Here is a 21,146-nt window from a genome sequence, read left to right on the forward strand (position 1 = left end):
TATGCGCCGCCGTCGCCTGTCGCCATCTCATGCAAAAGGCGAGTTAGCGCCAGTGGGAGGCGGCGCTAACTCGCCTTTTGCATGGATGAGCGTCGGTAGGTCAGTCGGTGACCCGACCGTTCTCGACGAGCCGCGGGATGCGGTGGTTGCCCACGAACCGGCCGTGCGGGTCGACCGCGGAGCGGATTCCCTTGAGCTGCAACCACGCCCGCTCGTCATAGGCGGTCCGCGGGTCGACGGCGTTCTCGGCGAAGTTGAGGTAGCTGCGACCGTTGGCCCACGGCGACAGCACCTTCGTGAGGCGGTGCGCGTCGTGCTCGCCCTGCGCAGCCATCTCGGGCGTGAGGGCCATCGCACCGGCGAAGGAGACGAACGCGGCGTCGAGCTGCTTCAGCGCACCGCCCCCCTCGTGCTCGCGTCCCAGGGCGCCACCGAGCTGCCGCAGCTCGGCCATGAGCAACGACGAGGTCGAGCCCGGCCCGACCTCGGACAGGAACGCGTCGACCGCCGCGTCGGGCATCCCGTCGAGCATCGCGGAGTCGGACACCACGGGCGTGGGCCCCTCCGGGTCCATGTGCAGCCGCACCAGCGTCCGTGCCGGCACCCGTCCGAACGTGTCGATCTCCGGCGACAGCGCGCGCAGGTCGGCGATGGCCGCCGCCCCCGCGTCGTCCGATCCGAGGACCGCTCCGTCGATGACGACCACCGACCGGCCCCGCAGCATCTCGGGGATGTCCGGGATCGGGGGGAGGTTGAGGATCCGGAACGACGTGGTGACGTCGTCGGGGGCGCCGGGAGCCCACTGGGCCCAGCGGCGCAGCACCGGCTCCGCGACCTCACGGTCCCAGATCAGCATGCCGGCGTACGCCGACTCGATGGCGTAGAGGCGGAACTCGAGCGCCGTGACGACGCCGAAGCTGCCGCCACCGCCGCGCAGCGCCCAGAACAGCTCGGCGTTGCGATGGGCGTCGGCGCGCAGGTGCTCGCCGTCGGCGGTGACGAGCTCGACCGCGGTGAGGCTGTTGGTGGCCAGGCCGAGGCGGCGGGCGTACCAGCCGATGCCTCCTCCGAGGGAGTAGCCGGCGATCCCGACGTCGGGAGAGCTGCCGTGCAGTGCGGCCAGGCCGTGGTCACCCGCGGGCTCGGTCGCGTGCATCCACAGGGCGCCGCCCTCCAACCGGGCGATCCGGCGCACCGGGTCGATCGTGACGCCGGTCATCGCCGAGGTGCGCAGCACGACGACGTCGTCGAGACCCTGCGCGACGAGGGGGCCGGCGTTGTGGCCGGTGCTCTGTGGCGCGATCCGCAGGTCCGCGGCGGCGGCCGCACGGACCACCTGCTGCACCTGGGCGACGGTCCGCGGCTGGGCCACGGCGGCCGGGCGCTGGTCGAGGGCGGCGTTCCACGGGAGGCGCGCTGCGTCGTACCCGGGGTCCCCGGGCAGGTGGACCCCACCGTCGCAGAGCCCGCGCAGGGACTCGGCGCGGAGGCTGGTGGGGGTGGTCTGGCTGGTCATGGGTGACTCCTTGTTCCGCTGTCAGTTGGTGTGCGGAACACGGTGCAGCCACCCGCTTGGGCACCACTTGGTGCCGACTTGGGGTCAGTCGGAGAGCAGCTGGTGCGCCAGGTGGGGCAACGGCTCGGTGCGTTCGGGGCGCTCGATGCGACCCGCGACGTCGGCCACGACCTGCTCCAGGAGGTGCACGAGCCGGTCCGCGACGTCGGGGACGCAGGCCACGGCGATGCCCTCCACGGCATACGCGACGGTGTGGGGAGCGGTCTGGCGGCGGTAGGTGCGCTCGCTGACGACTGCGCCACGGGCATAGCGCTCGGCCCAGGCGTGTGCCTCCGGGACGGCGGCGAATGCCGCACCGCACAGCTCGTCGACGAGGTCGCGGACGCCCGGACGCGTCGACGCGAGCCGCTGGGCGGTCAGCAGTCCGACCGCCAGGACGTTCTGGCGGGTGGCCGGGGCCACGGGCAGGGCCGCCGCTGCTGCCCGGGTGGCGATCGCGAGGTCGAGGTCGAGGTCCGACCCGGTCAGCCCCACGACGTCGGGGATCAGCGTGACCAGCCGGCCACGGTCGGCGTCGCCCAGCGAGTCGTTGACGAGCCGGGCCAGCGACGCGAGCAGCGGATGGGTGCAGGCCGGGTGGTCGCTCCAGCGCTCGCCGGCGAGGAACGAGGCCATCTCCATGAAGCAGGCACCCTTGCGCGGGTTGCGGTGCCGGCCCGCGGACAGCACGGGCACCAGCTCTGGCAGGGTCGTCACGCGGCTCATGGCACCTCCAGGCGGGCAGTCAGGGCCATGCGCTTCTCGCATCATCGGCCCGACTTCCACTATGCGCCGGGCGCACGGCAGGCGCCACCCCTACCCCGTCGGCCGTTACCACCTCACCGCTTTGGCCTAGTCCGACCGTCCAGAGATCGGGCCACGCTGACGCGCGTCGTGCGGGACAGCCGCGACCAAACCACGGCATCCGCAGGGTTCGTCTCGTGCACGTGGTGGAGGGCGTCTGCCCCCCACTGTCGGATGTGACGGAGCACCCTCGGCCCCACGATGGTGACTACCGGGAGGACGTCGCAGCAGACGCCTCCCGGACCACCATCTGGCTCGTGCAAGGGGAACCGCCATGACGGTCATCGAACGGCTCTACGACAACGCGTGGTACGTCGCGAACGCCTCGCCGGGCGCTCGCGACCTGCTCGCGGCCGACGTCACCCGCGCCTGGATGGAGCGGGAAGCGGCTCGGGAGGACGCAGAGCGGGCCCGCAGCGTGGCCAGCGTGTACCCGGCCCGCTCCGCGCTCGCGCTGTCGCTGGGCAACTCGCGGCAGGCCGGCTACGACCGGGCCCGGTCCCGCGCCGCCGAGGCCGCCCGCTGCACCGACATCGTGCTCGGCCACGCGTTCACGGTGAAGCGCGACCTGCACCCCTCCGGGGCCATGGCCGTGGAGATCTCGTCCTGCACCCTCCTGCGTCGGGCGACGCTGAGCGCCTCCGCCCGGGGCGACGTCTGGTCCGGCACGTTCCACGACCCGCAGAACCGGCACGCCGGCTCGTTCACGACGACGCTCGGCACCGACCCGTGGGACGCCTTCCACCAGGCCTGCGAGTGGATCGTCACCGGTCAGCTCTGAGCCCCTCGCCGAGCCCTGCGAAGTAGGGCGCGGACACCGACTTGGGCACGACCATCGCCCACGCGTCGAGCACCAGCTCGGGCAGCCGGTCGAGGTCGATCGCATCGGTCCACGCCTCGACCCACTGGTAGCGCAGGTCGACCTGGCCGGGCATGAAGAACACGTCGGGCTCCGACTCGACCAGGGCCGCCCGCTCCTCACGCGGAAAGGCGAAACCCATCTCCGTCTCGTCGCGCGAGAAGGCGAGCCACACGATGCTGCCGACCCGCCACTTCACGCGGTCGCGGACCACCACTTCGTAGGCGCGCGGCAGCGGCGCCGCGATGCGGCGCACGTCCTCGACGGTGACTGCCACGCCACCACTGTCGCATCGGGCGGCGACAGCGCAGTAGTGCAGGAGTGCTAGGCCGCTCAGCTCTCCGGGACGGAGGAGCGCAGCTCCTCGAGCCACGCGCGTCCGGTGACGTCGGACGGCATACGCCAGTCACCGCGGGGCGAGAGCGAGCCTCCCGCAACGACTTTCGGACCGTTGGGCAGCGCGGAGCGCTTGAACTGGTTGCTGAAGAAGCGCTGCACGAAGACCTCCATCCATCGCCGGATCGTGGCGAGGTCGTATGCCGTGCGCCGGCTCTCGGGGTAGCCCGCCGGCCAGTCGCCCGCCGCAGCGTCGGACCACGCGTGGAGGGCGAGGAAGGCGATCTTGCTGGGCCGGTAGCCACGGCGCAGCACGTGGTAGAGCGTGAAGTCCTGCAAGGCGTAGGGGCCGACGGAGTCCTCGGTGGACTGGATCTTCTCGCCCGCCTTGGTCGGCACCAGCTCGGGGCTGATCTCCTGGTCGAGGATCGCCGTGAGGGTGCCGTTGACCTCGCCCTCGAACTGGCCGCTGCTGACGACCCATCGGATCAGGTGCTGCATCAACGTCTTCGGCACGCCACTGTTCACCCCGTAGTGCGACATCTGGTCACCGACGCCGTAGGTGCACCAGCCGAGCGCGAGCTCGGAGAGGTCACCGGTGCCGAGGACGATGCCGCCGCGCTGGTTGGCGGCCCGGAAGAGGTAGTCGGTGCGCAGCCCGGCCTGGACGTTCTCGAAGGTGACGTCGTAGACCTCCTCGCCACGGCCGAACGGGTGCCCCAGGTCCTCCAGCATCTGGGTGGCCGCGGGGCGGATGTCGAGCTCCTCCCACGTGATCCCGAGCGACTCCATGAGGTGGACGGCGTTGCCCTTGGTGCCCTCGCTCGTCGCGAACCCCGGCATCGTGAAGCCGACGATGTCGGTGCGCGGGCGGCCGAGCCGGTCCATCGCCTTCGCCGCGACGATCAGCGCGTGCGTCGAGTCGAGCCCACCACTCACCCCGATGACGATCTTGGGCTGCCAGCTGTCCGTGGCAATGGCCCGCAGTCGCTGCTCGAGGCCGGAGACCTGGATGTTGTAGGCCTCGTAGCAGTCGAGCGCGAGCCGGGCCTCGTCGTCCGGCACGAACGGGAACCGGTCGACCTTGCGGCGCAGCCCGATGTCGCCGGTCGGCGGCTTCAGCGTGAACCCGAGGGTGCGGAAGTCCACCCCGTCACTGGCGTCGACCCGCTCGGTCCGACGGTTGTCGTCGAAGGACCCCTGCCGGATCCGCTCCTGCCGCAGCCGGTCGAGGTCGACGTCGACGACGGTCGACCGTGGCCCGTCGGGGAACCGTTCGCTCTCGCCGAGCAGGTCGCCCAGCTCGTAGACCATCGTCATGCCGTCCCACGACAGGTCAGTGGTCGACTCCCCGGCCGATGCGGCGGCATATAGGTAGGCGGCGTTGCAGCGCGCACTCGCGGAACGCGCGAGCAGGTGGCGGTCCTCGGCGCGGCCCACGGTGATGGGTGACGCCGACAGGTTGAGCAGCACCGTGGCGCCTGCGAGCGCGGCCTTCGCGCTCGGCGGCACGGGCACCCACATGTCCTCGCAGATCTCGACGTGGACGGCCAGCCCAGGGACGTCCTCTGCGTCGAACACGAGGTCGGGGCCGAAGGGGAGGTCGCCGTCCTCGTCGGCCCCCGGCCAGTGCGGCGCGTGGAACCAGTCGTTGCGGGTGTCGTCGCCGGGCGCGAAGTGGCGCTTCTCGTAGAACTCGCGGTAGTTGGGCAGGTTCGACTTCGGCACGACGCCGAGCACCTCGCCCCGGTGGATCACGACGGCGCAGTTGAACAGCCGGTTGCCGTGCCGCAGCGGGGCGCCCACGACCACGACGGGCAGGAGCGACTTCGTGGCCGCCGCCACGGTGGTCACGGCCCGGTCGACCTCGTCGAGCAGCACGTCCTGGAGCAACAGGTCGTCGATGGCGTAGCCCGACAGGCTCAGCTCCGGGAACAGCGCGACCGCCACGGCGTCCTCGTGCAGCCCCCGCACCTGCTCGATGACGGCCTCGGCGTTGCGCGCCGGGTCGCCGGCGGCCACCGGGATCGTGCACGCGGCGACGCGGGCGAAGCCGTGCCGGTAGGCCGACGCGAAGTTCGAGGGTGAAGCCCCGTGGTCCATGGTTCCGAGTCTGTCAGAGACCGTGCGACCGCCGACCACCGATCGCCACGGTCCGTCCGGTGGTGGTTGACGGGATCCCGCACGGGGGTCATCGTGAGGCGAGGGGTCACCGGGTCCAGGGAGGCGTCATGGATGCTCAGGAACTCGCCTCGATACCGCTTCTGGCCGATCTGACCACGGAGCAGCGGGCGATGGTCGCGGAGAAGCTGAGCGAGCGGCAGGTCGACGTCGGGACCGTCCTCGCGCGCGAGGGCGACTACGCGTACAGCCTGTTCTTCGTCGTCGACGGCCTGGCCGCCGCGGCCCACGACACCAGGCTGTTGACCACGCTGCGCCCGGGCGACTGGTTCGGCGAGATCGGGGTCCTGACCCACAGCACGCGGTCGGCGAACGTCGTCGCCCTCAGCACGATGCGCCTGCTGACCCTGATGGCCTGGGACTTCTCCGACCTGATGCAGGAGCTCCCGGTGCTCGGGAACCGGATCCGCGAGCGAGCGCTCGAACGGCTCGAGCGCGACTGACCACTGTCACCCGCCGGCCGCGTGGAGTCGCGCTGCCTGTCGGGTGAGGTGGTCGCGCTCCGCCGCGCTGGTCGCCGCCCTGGCCGCCACGGCATACAGGTCCCTCGCCCGGGCGAGGTCACCAGCCCGTTCGTGGAGGTATGCCGCGACGGCGGCGTGGCGGGGTACGCCCGGGTCGACGGCGGCGAGCGCTCGCAGGCCGGCCAACGGTCCGTCGGCCTCGCCCACGGCGACCGCCCGGTTGAGGGCGACGACCGGGCTGTCGGTGAGCCGGGTGAGCTCGTCGTACCACTCGAGGACCTGGGTCCAGTCGGTCTCCTCGGCCGACCGGGCGTCGGCGTGCAGCGCCGCGATGGCCGCCTGCCCCTGGTACTCCCCGAGCCGGTCGCGGGCGAGCGCGAACTGGAGGACGTCGACGCCCTCGGCGATGAGGGCGGTGTCCCACAGCGACCGGTCCTGCTCGGCGAGCGGCACCAGCTCACCGGTCGGGGTGCAGCGCGACGCGCGGCGCGCGTGGTGCAGGAGCATCAGCGCCAGCAGCCCCTGCACCTCGGGCTCGTCGCTGCCGGCGGCCAGCTGGCGGGTCAGCCGGATCGCCTCGGCGGCCAGGTCGACCTCGCCGCCGTAGCCCTCGTTGAAGATCAGGTAGAGGACGTGCAGGACGGTGCGCAGGTCGCCCGGCTGGGTGAGGCGCTCGCCGGAGAGGGTGCGCTTGGCCCGGCTGATCCGCTGGGCCATCGTCGCCTCGGGCACCAGGTAGGCCTCGGCGACCTGCCTCGTGGTGAGTCCGCCCACCGCCCGCAGGGTCAGCGCCACCGCGGATGCGGGGGAGAGCGCGGGGTGGCAGGACAGGAAGAGCAGGAGCAGCGTGTCGTCGTCCTGCTCGGTGGCGCCGGGCTCCGGTTCGTCGTGGAACCGCTCCTCGCGCCGGCGGCGGGCCACCTCGGACCGGACGATGTCGAGGTACTTGCGCGAGGCGACCGTCACCAGCCAGGCCCGCGGCTCGTCGGGGAGCCCGTCCGGCCAGCGCCGGAAGGCCTCGACGAGTGCCTCCTGCACGGCGTCCTCGGCCGCGGCGAAGTCGTCTCCGCGGCGGACGAGGACACCGAGCACCTGGGGGCCGAGGTGGCGGAGCAGGTCCTCGAGCTCGGCCGGTCGGGGGGTCACCGGGGGCTGGTCACTCGGTGACGGTGGGCGGCTCGGACATGAACGCGCGCACCTCGATCCACTCCCGCAGCGGCACCCCACCGGCTCCGGGGGCCGACGACAAGAAGGCGGCGGCCTCGTGCGCCCGCTCCTGCGAGTCGACGTCGATGATCATCCAGCCGGCGATCAGGTCCTTGGTCTCGGCGAACGGCCCGTCCGTCACCGGGGGCTTGCCCTCCCCGTCGAACCGCACGAACGTCCCCCCGGGCGACAGCCCGTCGGCGCTGACGAACTCGCCGCGCTCGCGCAGCGTGTCCGCGACGTGGTGCATGAAGTTGATGTGGTCGCTGATCTCCTGGGGCGTCCACTGGTCCATCGGGATGCAGCCCTCGGGCGTGCGCTCGGGTCCACCCTGGTAGTGCTTGAGCAGCAGGTACTTCGCCATGGTTCCTCCTCGGTCCGTGTCGGCCATTCTGGCCGCCATCACCCCGAGGACGGAGTCATCGGCCCGTTCTCGACATCCTCACCGACGGTGTTTCGGGTATGCCGGGTGGTTCAGCCCTGCGCGGGAAGGTGCGCGTCGAGCCACTCCACCACCGAGTCCATGACCTCGTCACGGTTGGTCTCGTTCAGCATCTCGTGGCGGCCCTGCGGCCAGAGCCTGAGCGTGACGTCACCGACCCCGAGGCGGCGGAGCTGGTCGGCCACGGCCGTCGGGCCCTTGCCCTTCTCGCCCACCGGGTCCTGCGCGCCCGAGAAGACGAAGATCGGCAGGGTCTTGGGCACCCGGCTCACCGAGGCGTCGGAGTTGATGGTGCCGAGGCCACCCAGCAGGTCGGCGAAGAACCCGCTCGTGAAGACGTTGCCGCAGCGCTCGTCCGCGATGTACTTGTCGACCTCGGCCTCGTCCCGGGAGAGCCAGTCGAACTTCGTGCGGTTCGGCTTGAACGCCGCGCCGTACTGGCCGAAGGTCAGCTGGTCCATCAGGCCACTGGGGTGCCGCCGCCCGCGCAGCCGCGCCTGGGCGGTGGCGAGCGCCAGCCCCACCTTGCCGAGCGCGCCGGGGTCGCCGGCCGTGCCGGACAGGACGAGCCCGTCGAGGTCGCCGCCGAACCGGGTCGCGTAGGACCGGCTCAGGAACGAGCCCATGCTGTGGCCGAAGAGGAAGAACGGCAGCCCCGGGTTCTCCTCGCGGGCGTGGTCGCTCAGCAGGTGCAGGTCGTCGACGACCGTGTCGAAGCCGTGGTCGTCGGCGAAGTAGCCCGCGTCGGTGGCGGTGCGCGCGGTGGAGCCGTGGCCGCGATGGTCACCGGCGTACACGGCATACCCGTCGGCGGTGAGCCGCTCGGCGAACCGGGCGTACCGGTCGGAGTGCTCGGCCATGCCGTGGGCGATCTGGACCACGGCCTTCGCCGGGCCGTCGGGGAGCCACCGGTTCACGTGCAGCTGGGTGCCGTCAGGAGTGGCCAGGGTGAAGCTGCTGGACTGCATGCGCTGACCCTAGTGCGGCGGGTTCTCCGGCGTCGCCAGGTCGCCCACCTCAACCCGTCCGGGCGCCACGACGCGGGCGTCCACGCCGAAGGTGAGCAGGCCGTCATGGCGTTCCAGGTGCGCGAGGACGGGGACCTGGCGGCGCCCGGTGGCGGGGTCGATGTCGACGACGGCGCAGCGGTCGATCCGTCGCTGGACCTCGATCGTGGCCGACCCCACCCGCAGGTGGGTGCCCGGGGCTGCGTCCTGCGCGGCGTCGAGCGTGATCGTGGCGCGGAACCTGGCATCCAGTCCAGGAGGCGGGGTGACTCCCGCCGCCAGCATCCGCCCGGACAGCCGCTCGAGCTCGCCGGTGGTGACGACCGAGACCGCACCGGCCCAGACCACTTCGCCGGGCTCCGTGGCGGCGAGCCGCACCGCACGCCCGAGGTATGCCGTGAGCGCCGCGGCGTGCGGGCCGGCCAGGAGCCGCACGCTGGCGGGTCGTCCCCAGTAGTCAACAGTGAGCACAGGGTCGACGGTGAGCGGCGCCTCGTCCGTGGCCTCGACGCGGCCGACGACCTCCTGTCCGTCAGGCATGCGCAAGCAGAGGTCCCCGCCGTCGCTCGTTGCCTCGACCTGGATGAGCGAGGGGTGCTCGACCGTGCGCAGCACCCGCCCGGAAGCCGGGTCGACCAGGCAGAAGGCCCGGTCCCCGACGGGTCCGTCGGCCGCCAGGGTCACCGCGTCGCGCGCCACGTGCCTGGTGCCCTTCAGGGTCGCGAACCCGAGCCTGCGGACTCGGGCGCTCGTCATGGCGACCACGGTAGGACCGTCCGCGCGCGATGACTTCCCGGGACTGGCAAGGTCTCAATCGACACCACCGTCCGGAACGCTGCACCGGATCGCCCACCCAGGAAGGCCGCACCATGGCACGCAAGGTCACCGCTCACCAGTTCAACTCGGTCAACGGCGTCGTCGAAGCGCCGAACGAGTGGCAGTTCGACGCGTTCGGCCCCGAGGAGGGGCAGCTGATGGGGGAGGCGATCGGTGACGTCACCGACGTCGTCATCGGCCGCAAGCTGTGGCAGGAGTGGTCGGAGTTCTGGCCCGCCGCCGGGGAGGGCGACTTCTTCGCCGGGTTCATCAACCCGGTCCGCAAGCACGTCGTCACCTCGACGCTGTCCGGCGACCTCGGCTGGAACAGCACCGTCATCGACGGCGACCCGGTCGCCTACGTGTCGGCGCTGAAGGACGACGGCAGCGATGGCGGCATCAGCGTGGTCGGCGGCATCGACACGATCCGCTCGCTGTTCCTGGCAGGCGTCATCGACGAGCTGACCCTCACCACGCACCCGGTGGTCGGGGTCGGCCGGCGGCTGTTCGACGAGTCGGTGCCGGTCACCCGGCTCGAGCTGGTCCGGAGCCAGTCCACCCCCGCGGGCAACGCCGTCCTGACCTACGCCCTTCACAAGGACTGAACCCCCCCACTCCTGGCCACTCAGGTCGCAGCCGGTCCGGCTTTCCGGCAGCTGGTGCGGCACCGGTGGCCAGAAGTGGGGGTGAGCCGGGGAGGGTTTCAGTCGGCCGGCCGGAAACCGGCGCGCTGGGCGGCGTCGGCGTCGGTGAACCACACGTCCGGCTCCGCTTCGTCGTAGTGGTCGTGGTCCTCGGTGACGAAGGTCTTGGTGTCCTCCCAGGCCTTGACCGGGTGGCCCATGGGCATGGCGCCGTCGTGGAGGGTGGCCGCCGAACCGACGCTGTACCCACCGTCCCTGACCTCGTCGAGGTCGGAGACCCGGCGTCCTCCCCCGGAGGACGATCCGGCGCCGTCCCCGCTGTCCGATTCGGCACCCGCGCCGGTCTCCTCGCCTCCCTCGGAGACGAGGTTGCCCTCGTCGTCGAAGACCTGCGGCCCACCGGCCTCGTCCGCAGTCCAGTCCCCCGGTTGCCGGAACCCCTCGCCGGCAGCGACGTCGTGGTTGGCGGGGTCGTGCTCTGCCGCGAACTCCTCGGCCGACTTCTGCGGCTCGTCGTCCGACGTGTCGTCGGGTCCGCCGTCCGAGGTGCTGTCGTCGGACGAGGAGGAGGGGGTCGAGGACGTCGAGCTGGACGGCGTCGGTGCGGTGGGCGGTGACGCCTGGCCCTCGTCCGCGTTGGACGTGGTTTCGGGTTCCGCGGTGTCGGCGGCGGTGGAGGCGGTGTTCTCGGTGGTCTCCGGTTCCACCGCCTCAGCCGTCTTCGTGGCCTCGACGGCTTCGGCCTCGTCGGGTCCGGTTGCGGCAGGAGAGCTGGCGGGGTCAGGCGTCGTGCTCATGGCGTCCTCCTTGACGGGTGCGGCGGAAGGCTCCGCTGTCGTCAGGCTATGCCGGATATGCTTGACCCGCAGTCCGGCGCACGTCCCTGACCTGCAGGTTTGCCGCTCTTCTGGCCACCCATGCGGCACGTGGGGACGCATTTCGGTTCCGGCTGCGGCATACCTGGCCAGAAGTGCGGGGAAACGACGATGGCCCCGACGAACAGCATGTCGGGACCATCTTCGTTGGGTGCGCGAGGGGGGATTTGAACCCCCACGCCCTTTCGGACACTGCGACCTGAACGCAGCGCGTCTGCCGTTCCGCCACTCGCGCGTGGGACCGGCCAATTGTGGCGGACACCCCCCGAATTCACCAAACCGGGCGGGCCGAGGCACCCAACCGACCCGGACTGCCCCCACCTGCGGCCTTCTCCCCGGCGCGCGTGAGCGACCAGCCCAGAGCAGCCGGTTACGATCGTGGACCAGACCGGACCGGCCGAGGTCCGACCGGCGTCCCGGGCAACACGTGAGGAGGTGGCACCCATGGGTCTGTTCGACCGCGTCGAGCAGCGCCTCGAGCGTGCCGTCAACGGTGCCTTCGCGCGCGCGTTCAAGTCCGAGGTGCAGCCGGTGGAGATCGCCTCCGCGATCCGCCGTGCCATGGACGACCGCGCCGCCGTCCTGGGCCAGGGCCGCACGATCGTGCCCAACCTGTTCACGGTGGAGCTCTCCGACACCGACTACGACCGCCTCGGCGGCTACGACGAGGAGCTCGAGGTCGAGCTGATCGCCGCTGCCCAGGAGCACGCCGAGTCGCAGCGCTACCAGCCCGGCGGACCACTCCAGGTCACCTTCGCCAGCGCCAACGACCTCGAGACCGGGGTCTTCCGCCTCCGCACCTCCACCGCTCGTCGCCCGGGCACCGCGCCCAAGCGGGGCGACGAGGGGTATGCCGCGGAGCCGGCACCCAGCCCCGGCGCACCGCCGGCGGCCGCGCCGGTCCCGAGCCCGCGGCATACCGACGACGACCTGGAGGCGACGCAGCGCCAGGCGCCGGTCGCACCTCCGGCCCAGCCGCGGCGGGTCAACCCGGCCGACCGGCCGTGGCTCGACGTCGACGGCGAGCGCTACCCGCTGATGGGCGCCATGACGGTGCTCGGTCGCGATGACAGCGCCGACATCATCCTCGACGACCCCGGCATCTCCAGGCGGCACAGCGAGATCCGGGTGACCAACGACGGCCCGCACCTGGTCGCGAGCATCCGCGACATGGGGTCGACCAACGGCACGTTCGTCAACAGCGAACGGATCACCAGTCAGCGCCTGTCCGACGGGGACCGGATCACGGTGGGGCGCACCTCCGTCATCTACCGCGCCGGACGGCGGTGATCCCCACGCATGAGTGAACTCACCCTCACGATCATCCGCCTCGGACTCCTCGTGCTCCTGTGGATCTTCGTCTTCAGCGTCGTCGGCGTGCTCCGCGGCGACCTCTACGGCACCCGTGTCGTGAGCCGGACCCCTCGCAAGCCGGCCCCGGCCGGCCGCCGGGGCGAGGCTCGCGGCGCCGCACCCGCCGCCTCCGCCAAGCGCCCCAAGCGGCAACCCCACTCGAGCGCTCCCCGGACCCTCGTCGTCACGGGCGGTGTGCTGACCGGCACCAGCCTGCCCCTGCGCGAGTCCGGCACCGTCATCGGCCGCAACCCGGAGTGCGCCCTCGTCCTGGACGACGACTTCGCCAGCGGTCGGCACGCGCGCATCTTCCACCGGGACAACGCGTGGTTCGTCGAGGACCTCGGCTCCACCAACGGCACCTTCGTCGGCAGCGAGCGCCTCACCGGGCCGGTGCGCGTCGAGGCCGGCAGCACCCTGCGGATCGGCAAGACCGTCATCGAGCTCAGGCGATAGGCAGCGACGACGATGCCCTTCGCCTTCCACTACGCCGCACGCTCCGATGTCGGCATGGTCCGTTCGGAGAACCAGGACTCCGGTTATGCCGGGCCGCGCCTCCTCGCGATGGCCGACGGCATGGGCGGGCACGCCGGCGGTGACATCGCGTCATCCACCGTGATCGGTGCACTGGTCGACCTCGACGGCGAGGCGCTCGGGAGCAGCGAGGCGAGCACCGCTCTCCTGCAACGGATCTCGGCTGCCAACGACGAGCTCGCCGAGATGGCCAAGGTCGAGCCGCGCCTGCAGGGGATGGGCACGACGCTCATCGCCATCCTGCGCTCGCACAACAAGCTGGTCCTCGCCCACATCGGCGACTCCCGCGCCTTCCTCGCCCGCGACGGCAAGCTGACCCAGATCACCAAGGACCACTCGTTCGTCCAGAGCCTCGTCGACGAGGGACGGATCACCGAGGACGAGGCGATCGGCCACCCGCAGCGCTCCCTCGTGACGCGCGTCCTCACCGGCCAGCAGGACGACGAGCCCGACGTCATGGTGCGCGAGGCCCGCATCGGCGACCGCTACCTCATCGCCTCCGACGGCCTCACCGACTACGTCGCGGGCGACACCATCGCGGAGCTGGTCCTGGCCGGCCAGCCGCCGGGCTCCACCGCCGACCGCCTCGTCGACCTGGCGCTGAAGGCCGGCGCTCCCGACAACGTCACCGTCGTCATCGGTGACGTCGTCGACCTGACCAAGGTCGCCGCCCCGCCGACCCAGCCCCAGATCGTCGGCGCCGCGGCCACCCGCACCAAGGGCACCCGGGCCATCCCGGTCACGCCTGCCGCCAAGGCCGCCGCCCTGTCGCGCGAAGCCTCCGGTGCGGACGACGTCGAAGACGTCACCCTCGCCGAGGAGGGCCCGGCCTCCGGGCCAGGACGCTGGTTGCGGCTGCTCGCCGTGCTGTTGGTCGTGCTCATCGTCCTCGGTGGTGGCGCGTATGCCGCGTACACCTGGTCCCAGCGCCAGTACTTCGTCGGCGCCCACGACGGCAACGTCGCCATCTACCAGGGCGTGACGCAGGACGTCGGCCCGATCAGCCTCTCCCAGGTGAAGTCCGACTCGGACGTCCGCGTGGACGACCTCCCGGACTTCTACCGGACCAAGGTCGAGGACCGGGTGTCGACCGACACCCTCAAGGACGCCGAGGCACTGGTGAGCCAGCTGCGCACCGAGGCCCTGCGGTGTGCGGCCAGTCCCACGACCTGTGACGACTCCGGCACCGGCAGCACGCCGACCACGCCGTCGACCACCACCAGCCCGACCACGACGACGTCGTCCCCGTCGTCCACGACCACACGATGACGACGGTCTCCAGCGTCGCCCCCCGCACCCGCCGCAACGTCGAGCTGGTCCTGTTGCTGCTCGCCGTCGCGATCGTGGTGCTCGCCTACGTCAACGTCGGCCTCTCGGTCTCGGGCGCCTTCCCGCCCGGACTGGTCACGCACGGCACCGGGCTCCTGGTCATCTCGCTCGCGTTCCACCTGCTGCTGCGCTGGAAGGCCGCCTACGCCGACCCGCTGCTGCTGCCGATCGTCACGTTGCTCAACGGCCTCGGCCTGGTGATGATCCACCGGCTCGACATCGCCGAGGGCCGCGACATCACCGAGGGACTGGCCCTGCGCCAGCTGACCTGGAGCGCCCTGGCCGTGGCGATCGCCGCCGTGGTCCTGTGGTTCCTGCGCGACCACCGGATGCTGCGGCGCTACACCTTCACCGCGGCCGTCGTCGGTTTCGGCCTGCTCATCCTCCCGCTGCTCCCCGGGATCGGGCGCACGGTCAACGGCTCCCGCATCTGGATCGGCTTGGGGCCGTTCACCTTCCAGCCGGGTGAGGTCGCCAAGATCGTGCTCGCGGTGTTCTTCGCCGGCTACCTCGTGCAGACCCGTGACGCGCTGTCGCTGGCTGGTCGCAAGGTGCTCGGGTTCACGTTCCCGCGCGGTCGCGACCTCGGCCCGATCATCGTCGCCTGGGTGCTCAGCCTCCTCGTGCTCGTCTTCGAGAAGGACCTCGGCTCCTCGCTCCTGCTCTTCGGCCTGTTCGTCTCGATGCTCTACGTCGCCACCGAGCGCACGTCGTGGATCGCCATCGGCATGACGTTGTTCTGCGGCGGCGCGTACGTCGCCTTCCTCGCCTTCAACCATGTCCAGGCGCGCGTGCACCTGTGGCTCGACCCGTTCGCGCCCGACCAGTCCGACCAGGTCGCGAAGGGCCTGATGGGTATGGCGGCCGGTGGCCTCCTCGGTACCGGCCTGGGTCGCGGACGTCCCGACCTGACCTACTTCGCCGAGTCCGACTTCATCTTCCCGAGCTTCGGGGAGGAGCTGGGGCTGGTCGGCCTGTTCGCGCTGCTGGTCCTCTACGTCCTCCTCGTCGAGCGCGGCCTGCGCACGGCGCTCGGGGTGCGCGACGGGTTCGGCAAGCTGCTCGCCAGTGGCCTGGCCTTCTCGGTGGCCCTGCAGTGCTTCGTCGTCGTCGGCGGCGTCACCCGGGTCATCCCGCTGACCGGGCTGACCATGCCGTTCCTCTCCTACGGAGGCTCCTCCCTGCTTGCCAACTGGTCCCTCGTCGCCCTGCTGCTGCGGATCAGCGACGTCGCCCGCCGCCCCGTCGAGGAGGTCCAGGCCGGACCCAGCCCGTCGGGTGAGGCCAGGACCGAAGTGGTGGCGATCCGGTGAACTCCCCGATCCGTCGCCTGTCCACCGTCGTGGCCATGCTGTTCACGGCACTGCTCATCTCCACGACCTACATCCAGTTCGTGCAGGCCAAGTCGCTCCAGGACCGCCCCGAGAACCGTCGCACCCTGCTGGCCAACTACGCCCGCGAGCGCGGCCAGATCCTCGTGGGCGGCAAGCCCGTCGCGAAGTCGACGGCCACCGACGACGAGCTGAAGTGGTTGCGCACCTACCCCCAGGGCGAGCTCTACTCGCACCTCACCGGCTACTACTCGTTCACCTACGGCGCCGGTGGCGGCATCGAGGGCGCCGAGAACGACCTGCTGTCCGGGTCGTCCGACAAGCTCTTCTACCGCCGGGTCTCCGACATCCTCACCGGCAAGGAACAGACCGGCGCGAGCATCGAGCTCACCATCAACGCGAAGGCGCAGGCCGCGGCCGACAAGGCCTTGGGCAACCAGCGTGGCGCGGTCGTCGCCCTCGACCCCACCACCGGTGAGATCCTCGCGCTGGTCAGCCACCCGGCATACGACCCGGCCTCGCTGAGCAGCCACGACACCGACAAGGTCGTCGCGGCCTGGAAGAAGCTCAACGCCGACTCGACCCAGCCGATGGTCGACCGTGCGATCGCCGGCAACCTCTACCCCCCGGGCTCGACCTTCAAGGTCGTCACGGCCGCGGCCGCCCTGGAGTCCGGGAAGTTCACCGAGGAGAGCGTGATCCCCGGCCCCGCCGTGCTCGACCTGCCCCAGACCAGCGACGACCTGCCGAATGACTTCTCCGGCTCGTGCGGCGCCAACAACAAGACGACCCTGACCCACGCGCTCGAGATCTCCTGCAACACCGCCTTCGGGTGGCTGGGCATGCAGGTCGGGGCCGACGACTTCCGGGCCCAGGCGGCCAAGTTCGGGATGGGCGACCGGCTGCAGGTCCCGATGTCGGTCACGCCCAGCTCGGTGCCCGCCGAGCTCAACCAGCCACAGCTCGCCCAGTCGGCGATCGGCCAGTACGACGTGCGGGTCACGCCCCTGCAGGTCGCGATGATCTCGGCCGCGATCGCCAACAACGGCGTCGTCATGCGCCCCCACCTGGTCAAGAAGGTCACGTCCTCCGACCTCGAGGTCATCGACGAGCCCCAGCCCGAGCAGCTCTCGCAGGCCGTCTCCGCCGACACCGCCGCCGCCCTGACCCGGATGATGGAGGCCGTCGTCAAGGGCGGCACCGGCCGGGCCGCCCAGATCAGCGGGATCGACGTCGCCGGCAAGACCGGCACCGCGCAGCACCAGCAAGGCAAGCCCCCGCACGCCTGGTTCACCGGCTTCGCCCCGTCGAACGACCCCAAGGTCGCGGTGGCGGTCGTCGTCGAGGACGGCGGCAACGCGGGCAACGAGGCCGCCGGTGGCCGGGTCGCAGCCCCGATCGCCAAGGCCGTGATGGAAGCGGTGCTGGGCCGATGACCTACGCACCCGACGACCTCATCGCCGACCGCTACCGACTGGTCGAGCGGATTGCGGCCGGCGGCATGGGCGAGGTGTGGCGGGCCCACGACGAGACCCTGGACCGCGACGTCGCCGTCAAGGTCCTGCTGCCCGACAGCGCGCAGGACGAGGGGTTCGTCGAGCGGTTCCGCGCCGAGGCGCGGCTCAGCAGCCAGCTCTCGCACCCCAACGTCGGCACCGTGCACGACTTCGGTGAGCACGACGGGCAGGCCTTCCTCGTCATGGAGCTGATGACCGGGGAGCCGCTGTCGACGCTGATCAACGAGCGCGCGCCCATGCCCCACGCCGAGGTCACCGAGATCCTCTACCAGACCGCCCTGGCCCTGCAGGCCGCCCACGATGCGGGCGTGGTCCACCGCGACGTCAAGCCCGCCAACATCGTCGTCGACCCCCAGGGCTACGCCAAGCTCACCGACTTCGGCATCGCCCGCGCGCTGGGCGAGGCCTCCCTGACGCAGACCGGTGAGGTCCTGGGCACTCCCCACTACCTCGCGCCGGAGCAGGCCAAGGGCGCCCAGGCCGGCCCGTTGAGCGACGTCTACGCCCTGGCGGTGGTCGGCTACGAGATGATCACCGGCGAGCGGCCGTTCTCCGGCGAGTCGCTGGTGGCCACCGCCCTGGCCCACGTCAGCCAGCCGGCCCCGCAGCTCTCCGACGACGTCCAGGAGCCGTTGCGCACGACCGTGATGGCAGCGCTGGCCAAGGACCCCGCGCAGCGCCCGCAGAGTGCGGCCGAGTTCGCCGAGGCGCTTCGGCTCCCCACGGGCGAGGTGCCGGAGCACCTCAGGGCTGGTGCGGCGGCCGCGGTCACCCCGACGATCGTGGGCGTCCCGCTCGACCTCGCCCCCGGCGAGCCGCTCCCCACCTCGGTGCTGCCCACCTCGGCGCCCCTCGGGGTCGCTGTCGCGGGCGCCTCGTCCACCGAGCACACCACCGAGCACGACACCCGGGCGCACGACACCCGGCGTCCGGCCTGGCTGATCCCCGTCGCCGCCGCTGCGGTGGTCCTCGTGGTCGTCGTGGCAACGATCGCCTTCGGGGGGCGCGGGTCCGCCCGCACGCCGGCCGGGACGCAGTCCAGCACGCCACCGATCACGACCACCACCACGCCACCCACGCCGTCTGCCACCACGAAGGCCACGCCGTCGAGCACCACCACCGCAGTCAAGGTTTCGCCCAAGCCCGCGCCCGGTAAGGGCGCCGGCAAGGGCAAAGGGGGAAGGAAGAAGTGAGCGCACCACGTCTGCTCGGGGGACGCTACGAGGTCGGGGAGCTGCTCGGCCGGGGCGGGATGGCCGAGGTCCACCTCGGCCACGACACCCGGCTCTCGCGGCCGGTGGCGATCAAGATGCTGCGGTCCGACCTGGCCCGCGACACCCAGTTCCTCCACCGGTTCCGCCGCGAGGCCCAGTCGGCCGCCGGCCTCAACCACGCCTCGATCGTCGCGGTCTACGACTCGGGGGAGGACCACGCCATCGAGACCGGGGGCGCGTCGGTCCCCGTGCCGTACATCGTCATGGAGTTCGTCGAGGGGCGCACCCTGCGCGAGCTGCTCAACGCCAGCTCGCCCCTCGACCCGGCGGAGGCCGCACGCATCACCGAGGGAGTGCTCGACGCGCTGGCCTACAGCCACCGCATGGGGATCGTGCACCGCGACATCAAGCCCGCCAACGTCATGATCGGGCCCCAGGGCCAGATCAAGGTGATGGACTTCGGCATCGCCCGGGCCGTCGCCGACGCCAACGCCACGATGACCCAGACCCAGGCGGTCATCGGCACGGCCCAGTACCTCTCGCCCGAGCAGGCCCAGGGCCACCACGTCGACGCCCGCTCGGACCTCTACTCCACCGGCTGCCTCCTCTTCGAGCTGCTCACCGGCCGCCCGCCGTTCCAGGCCGACTCACCGGTCGCGATCGCCTACCAGCACGTCGGGCAGCCGCCGCCGCGGCCGTCCACGCTCAACCCGGCGGTCGACCCCGCGCTCGACGCCGTCGTCCTGCACTCGCTCGCCAAGGACCGCGAGGCCCGCTACCAGGACGCCACCGCCTTCCGTGCCGACCTCCAGGCCGCCCGGCTCGGGCGCCCGATCAGCGACGCCGCGCGCGGCACCGCCGGGAGCGCGGCCGACCCCACCGTCGCGATCGCCGCCCCGGTGGGCGCCGCCGCGACCACGGTGTTCGCCCCCACGGGCGGGTACGACGCACCGCCGGAGCCGGTGGGCTCCAACACCGCCAGCCTGCCCGCGATCGGCCACGACCCCGACGACGAGCCGCGCAAGCGGCGTGGGCTGGCCTACTTCCTGCTCGTGCTCGCGGTCCTCGGCGCGCTCGTGGTGTTGGGCGTCGCCGGCAAGGCCCTGCTCGACCGGCCCCCGACCGACGCGCCGAAGGTGGCCGTGCCGACCGTCATCGACCTGCCCCAGGCCGCGGCCGAGGCCAAGATCAGGGCCGTCGGGCTGGTCCCCGAGGCGACCCAGGTCGCCAGCTCCAAGGACATCGGGGTGGTCGTCGACCAGAGCCCCGGCGCCGCCGAGATGGTCGCCAGCGGCACCAAGGTGGGCATCAGCGTCTCCGCCGGACCGGACACGGTCGAGCTGCCCGACCTCAAGGGCTTCACCCAGGACGAGGCGACCGCTCGACTGGCCAACCTCGACCTCAAGGTCGGCACGGTCAAGGAGGTCGACGACACCGGGCTCGACAAGGGCAAGGTGTTCACGACGTCACCGGGCGCCGGCGAGGACGTCGCGGTGGGCTCCGCCATCAACCTCAACGTGTCCTCGGGCAAGGTGACCGTGCCGAACGTCGTGGGCAAGACCCGCAACGAGGCCGCCGACATCCTCGGCGAGCTCGGGCTCAGCGTGAAGACGACCTACGTCGACAGCACCGAGCCCGAGAACTCGGTGCTCAAGCAGAGCATCAAGGCCAAGACGAAGGTCGAGGACGGGTCGACGATCACGCTCACCATCGCCCAGCCTCCCCCGCCGGTGCAGACCCCGACGACCCCACCCACGACCGCCACCACGGAGCCGACGACCCCACCGACGACGGCCACCACGGTGCCGACCCTCACGCCGTAGGGAGCTAGCCGGCCGCGACCGCGCGCGCCACTCCCTCGGCGTCGTGGACCAGCGGGCTCAGGCCGGCCGAGCGCGCGACGGCGTCCTCGAGCCCGCAGCCGACCAGCCAGTTGGCCAGGATCCGGTGGCCGCCCTCGGTCAGCACGCTCTCGGGGTGGAACTGCACGCCGTGCAGCGGGAGGTCGCGGTGCCGGGCGGCCATGATGATCCCCGACTCGGTGTGCCCGTTGGCCACCAGGGTGTCGGGGACGGTCGCGGGGTCGATGGTCAGTGAGTGGTAGCGGGTCGCCGTGAACGGCGAGGGCAGACCGGCCAGCACCCCGGTGTCGTCGTGCAGGACCCGCGAGGTCTTGCCGTGCAGCAGCTCGGGCGCCCGCCCGACCGTCGCGCCGACGACGACCCCGAGGGCCTGGTGGCCGAGGCAGACGCCGAGCATGGGCTGGGACCGCTCGGCACAGGCCTCGATCATCGCCATGGAGACGCCGGCCTCCTCGGGCGTGCCGGGGCCGGGGGAGATCAGCACCCCGTCGAAGTCGGCTCCGTCGGCCGGGCCCAGGGCGTCGTTGCGCACGACCTCGCACTCGGCGCCGAGCTGCTGGAGGTAGCCGACGATCGTGAAGACGAAGCTGTCGTAGTTGTCGACGACGAGGATGCGGGTCATCAGACCTCCCTGACGTGGGCGACGACTCCGGCGCTCGGGTCGACGGTGTTGTCATTGAACGGCATCAACGGCGCGATCCGGGGAAACACCCACACGAAGAGGACCGCGACGACGGCCAGCACCAGCACGGCGGCGAGCAGCACCCGGACGACGAGGGGTCCGGGCAGCGCGCGCCAGATCGCGGCATAGATCATC

Annotated in this window: 21 protein-coding genes and 1 tRNA gene; 10 read left to right on the top strand and 12 right to left on the bottom strand. The window is 71.7% G+C overall.

Annotated elements, in window-relative coordinates; all coding sequences use genetic code 11:
• Positions 1-100: 100 nt before the first annotated feature.
• A complete protein-coding gene (locus tag ACXJKD_RS10040) occupies positions 101-1,516 on the bottom strand; it encodes an FAD-binding oxidoreductase (RefSeq protein WP_457254381.1) in 1,416 nt (471 codons plus the stop codon).
• A gap of 84 nt (positions 1,517-1,600) precedes the next feature.
• On the bottom strand, positions 1,601-2,281 hold the full coding sequence (locus tag ACXJKD_RS10045) for a hypothetical protein (protein ID WP_457254382.1): 681 nt from the start codon (positions 2,279-2,281) through the stop codon (positions 1,601-1,603).
• A gap of 352 nt (positions 2,282-2,633) precedes the next feature.
• Between ACXJKD_RS10045 and ACXJKD_RS10050 the strand changes: the two genes are divergently transcribed.
• Positions 2,634-3,140 (top strand): hypothetical protein, encoded by a 507-nt coding sequence (locus tag ACXJKD_RS10050; protein WP_457254383.1) that lies wholly within the window; start codon positions 2,634-2,636, stop codon positions 3,138-3,140.
• Here ACXJKD_RS10050 and ACXJKD_RS10055 read toward each other — a convergent pair.
• Entirely contained in the window at positions 3,124-3,495 is a 372-nt protein-coding gene (locus tag ACXJKD_RS10055; RefSeq protein ID WP_457254384.1) for an MmcQ/YjbR family DNA-binding protein, read from the bottom strand. The two genes, ACXJKD_RS10050 and ACXJKD_RS10055, sit on opposite strands and share 17 nt — an antisense overlap.
• Positions 3,496-3,551: 56 nt before the next feature.
• The gene (locus tag ACXJKD_RS10060) at positions 3,552-5,657 is read right to left on the bottom strand and encodes an NAD(+) synthase (RefSeq protein ID WP_457254385.1); all 2,106 of its coding nucleotides are present in this window, start codon (positions 5,655-5,657) and stop codon (positions 3,552-3,554) included.
• Between the two features lie 128 nt (positions 5,658-5,785).
• Between ACXJKD_RS10060 and ACXJKD_RS10065 the strand changes: the two genes are divergently transcribed.
• Positions 5,786-6,178 carry a cyclic nucleotide-binding domain-containing protein gene (locus ACXJKD_RS10065; RefSeq protein WP_457254387.1) on the top strand — a complete coding sequence of 131 codons (393 nt, stop codon included), beginning with the start codon at positions 5,786-5,788 and terminating at the stop codon, positions 6,176-6,178.
• 6 nt (positions 6,179-6,184) lie between these two features.
• On the opposite strand, the gene ACXJKD_RS10070 is transcribed toward ACXJKD_RS10065, so the two are convergent.
• The 4 genes from ACXJKD_RS10070 to ACXJKD_RS10085 form a co-directional block, all read right to left on the bottom strand.
• The gene (locus tag ACXJKD_RS10070; RefSeq protein WP_457254389.1) at positions 6,185-7,345 is read right to left on the bottom strand and encodes an RNA polymerase sigma factor; all 1,161 of its coding nucleotides are present in this window, start codon (positions 7,343-7,345) and stop codon (positions 6,185-6,187) included.
• Between the two features lie 10 nt (positions 7,346-7,355).
• Positions 7,356-7,769, bottom strand: a complete 414-nt coding sequence (locus tag ACXJKD_RS10075) for a YciI family protein (RefSeq protein WP_457254391.1) — start codon at positions 7,767-7,769, stop codon at positions 7,356-7,358.
• A gap of 110 nt (positions 7,770-7,879) precedes the next feature.
• The gene (locus ACXJKD_RS10080; protein WP_457254392.1) at positions 7,880-8,815 is read right to left on the bottom strand and encodes an alpha/beta hydrolase; all 936 of its coding nucleotides are present in this window, start codon (positions 8,813-8,815) and stop codon (positions 7,880-7,882) included.
• A 9-nt stretch (positions 8,816-8,824) separates the two neighbouring features.
• Positions 8,825-9,610 (bottom strand): MOSC domain-containing protein, encoded by a 786-nt coding sequence (locus tag ACXJKD_RS10085; RefSeq protein ID WP_457254393.1) that lies wholly within the window; start codon positions 9,608-9,610, stop codon positions 8,825-8,827.
• Positions 9,611-9,723: 113 nt separating this feature from the next.
• On the opposite strand from ACXJKD_RS10085, the gene ACXJKD_RS10090 reads away from it, so the two are divergent.
• Positions 9,724-10,275: a dihydrofolate reductase family protein gene (locus ACXJKD_RS10090; protein ID WP_457254394.1), complete on the top strand. Its 552-nt coding sequence runs from the start codon at positions 9,724-9,726 to the stop codon at positions 10,273-10,275.
• 98 nt (positions 10,276-10,373) lie between these two features.
• Here ACXJKD_RS10090 and ACXJKD_RS10095 read toward each other — a convergent pair whose 3' ends face one another.
• A complete protein-coding gene (locus ACXJKD_RS10095) occupies positions 10,374-11,111 on the bottom strand; it encodes a sunset domain-containing protein (protein WP_457254395.1) in 738 nt (245 codons plus the stop codon).
• Between the two features lie 230 nt (positions 11,112-11,341).
• Positions 11,342-11,424 (bottom strand) — tRNA-Leu (locus ACXJKD_RS10100).
• 209 nt (positions 11,425-11,633) lie between these two features.
• On the opposite strand from ACXJKD_RS10100, the gene ACXJKD_RS10105 reads away from it, so the two are divergent.
• From ACXJKD_RS10105 to pknB, 7 genes are read left to right on the top strand one after another with little or no spacing between them, the layout of a single operon-like run.
• On the top strand, positions 11,634-12,479 hold the full coding sequence (locus ACXJKD_RS10105) for an FhaA domain-containing protein (protein WP_457254396.1): 846 nt from the start codon (positions 11,634-11,636) through the stop codon (positions 12,477-12,479).
• A 9-nt stretch (positions 12,480-12,488) separates the two neighbouring features.
• Positions 12,489-12,998: an FHA domain-containing protein FhaB/FipA gene (locus tag ACXJKD_RS10110; RefSeq protein WP_457254397.1), complete on the top strand. Its 510-nt coding sequence runs from the start codon at positions 12,489-12,491 to the stop codon at positions 12,996-12,998.
• Between the two features lie 12 nt (positions 12,999-13,010).
• Entirely contained in the window at positions 13,011-14,345 is a 1,335-nt protein-coding gene (locus ACXJKD_RS10115; protein WP_457254398.1) for a protein phosphatase 2C domain-containing protein, read from the top strand.
• On the top strand, positions 14,342-15,718 hold the full coding sequence (locus ACXJKD_RS10120) for an FtsW/RodA/SpoVE family cell cycle protein (protein ID WP_457254399.1): 1,377 nt from the start codon (positions 14,342-14,344) through the stop codon (positions 15,716-15,718). The genes ACXJKD_RS10115 and ACXJKD_RS10120 overlap by 4 nt, the downstream gene beginning before the upstream one ends.
• The gene (locus tag ACXJKD_RS10125; protein ID WP_457254400.1) at positions 15,715-17,172 is read left to right on the top strand and encodes a peptidoglycan D,D-transpeptidase FtsI family protein; all 1,458 of its coding nucleotides are present in this window, start codon (positions 15,715-15,717) and stop codon (positions 17,170-17,172) included. Before ACXJKD_RS10120 ends, ACXJKD_RS10125 begins: the two co-directional genes overlap by 4 nt.
• Positions 17,169-18,446 (top strand): serine/threonine-protein kinase, encoded by a 1,278-nt coding sequence (locus tag ACXJKD_RS10130; RefSeq protein ID WP_457254401.1) that lies wholly within the window; start codon positions 17,169-17,171, stop codon positions 18,444-18,446. The genes ACXJKD_RS10125 and ACXJKD_RS10130 overlap by 4 nt, the downstream gene beginning before the upstream one ends.
• Positions 18,443-20,290, top strand: a complete 1,848-nt coding sequence (gene pknB, locus ACXJKD_RS10135; RefSeq protein ID WP_457254402.1) for a Stk1 family PASTA domain-containing Ser/Thr kinase — start codon at positions 18,443-18,445, stop codon at positions 20,288-20,290. The genes ACXJKD_RS10130 and pknB overlap by 4 nt, the downstream gene beginning before the upstream one ends.
• A 4-nt stretch (positions 20,291-20,294) precedes the next feature.
• Here the strand turns inward: pknB and ACXJKD_RS10140 are convergent, their stop codons facing one another.
• Positions 20,295-20,951, bottom strand: a complete 657-nt coding sequence (locus ACXJKD_RS10140) for an aminodeoxychorismate/anthranilate synthase component II (RefSeq protein ID WP_457254403.1) — start codon at positions 20,949-20,951, stop codon at positions 20,295-20,297.
• Positions 20,951-21,145 (bottom strand): hypothetical protein, encoded by a 195-nt coding sequence (locus ACXJKD_RS10145; RefSeq protein ID WP_457254404.1) that lies wholly within the window; start codon positions 21,143-21,145, stop codon positions 20,951-20,953. Before ACXJKD_RS10145 ends, ACXJKD_RS10140 begins: the two co-directional genes overlap by 1 nt.
• Position 21,146: the final 1 nt, after the last annotated feature.

It is taken from the genome of Pedococcus sp. P5_B7 (assembly GCF_054049895.1).

Excerpts from the sequence above, each read along its gene's own strand:
- ACXJKD_RS10115 (WP_457254398.1), top strand. The coding sequence starts at position 13,011 with ATGCCCTTCGCCTTCCACTACGCCGCACGCTCCGATGTCGGCATGGTC.
- ACXJKD_RS10120 (WP_457254399.1), top strand. The coding sequence starts at position 14,342 with ATGACGACGGTCTCCAGCGTCGCCCCCCGCACCCGCCGCAACGTCGAG.
- ACXJKD_RS10145 (WP_457254404.1), bottom strand. The coding sequence starts at position 21,145 with ATGATCTATGCCGCGATCTGGCGCGCGCTGCCCGGACCCCTCGTCGTC.
- ACXJKD_RS10140 (WP_457254403.1), bottom strand. The coding sequence starts at position 20,951 with ATGACCCGCATCCTCGTCGTCGACAACTACGACAGCTTCGTCTTCACG.
- ACXJKD_RS10050 (WP_457254383.1), top strand. The coding sequence starts at position 2,634 with ATGACGGTCATCGAACGGCTCTACGACAACGCGTGGTACGTCGCGAAC.
- ACXJKD_RS10080 (WP_457254392.1), bottom strand. The coding sequence starts at position 8,815 with ATGCAGTCCAGCAGCTTCACCCTGGCCACTCCTGACGGCACCCAGCTG.
- ACXJKD_RS10060 (WP_457254385.1), bottom strand. The coding sequence starts at position 5,657 with ATGGACCACGGGGCTTCACCCTCGAACTTCGCGTCGGCCTACCGGCAC.
- ACXJKD_RS10090 (WP_457254394.1), top strand. The coding sequence starts at position 9,724 with ATGGCACGCAAGGTCACCGCTCACCAGTTCAACTCGGTCAACGGCGTC.
- ACXJKD_RS10095 (WP_457254395.1), bottom strand. The coding sequence starts at position 11,111 with ATGAGCACGACGCCTGACCCCGCCAGCTCTCCTGCCGCAACCGGACCC.
- ACXJKD_RS10130 (WP_457254401.1), top strand. The coding sequence starts at position 17,169 with ATGACCTACGCACCCGACGACCTCATCGCCGACCGCTACCGACTGGTC.
- ACXJKD_RS10065 (WP_457254387.1), top strand. The coding sequence starts at position 5,786 with ATGGATGCTCAGGAACTCGCCTCGATACCGCTTCTGGCCGATCTGACC.
- ACXJKD_RS10075 (WP_457254391.1), bottom strand. The coding sequence starts at position 7,769 with ATGGCGAAGTACCTGCTGCTCAAGCACTACCAGGGTGGACCCGAGCGC.
- ACXJKD_RS10110 (WP_457254397.1), top strand. The coding sequence starts at position 12,489 with ATGAGTGAACTCACCCTCACGATCATCCGCCTCGGACTCCTCGTGCTC.
- ACXJKD_RS10085 (WP_457254393.1), bottom strand. The coding sequence starts at position 9,610 with ATGACGAGCGCCCGAGTCCGCAGGCTCGGGTTCGCGACCCTGAAGGGC.
- ACXJKD_RS10040 (WP_457254381.1), bottom strand. The coding sequence starts at position 1,516 with ATGACCAGCCAGACCACCCCCACCAGCCTCCGCGCCGAGTCCCTGCGC.
- ACXJKD_RS10105 (WP_457254396.1), top strand. The coding sequence starts at position 11,634 with ATGGGTCTGTTCGACCGCGTCGAGCAGCGCCTCGAGCGTGCCGTCAAC.
- ACXJKD_RS10045 (WP_457254382.1), bottom strand. The coding sequence starts at position 2,281 with ATGAGCCGCGTGACGACCCTGCCAGAGCTGGTGCCCGTGCTGTCCGCG.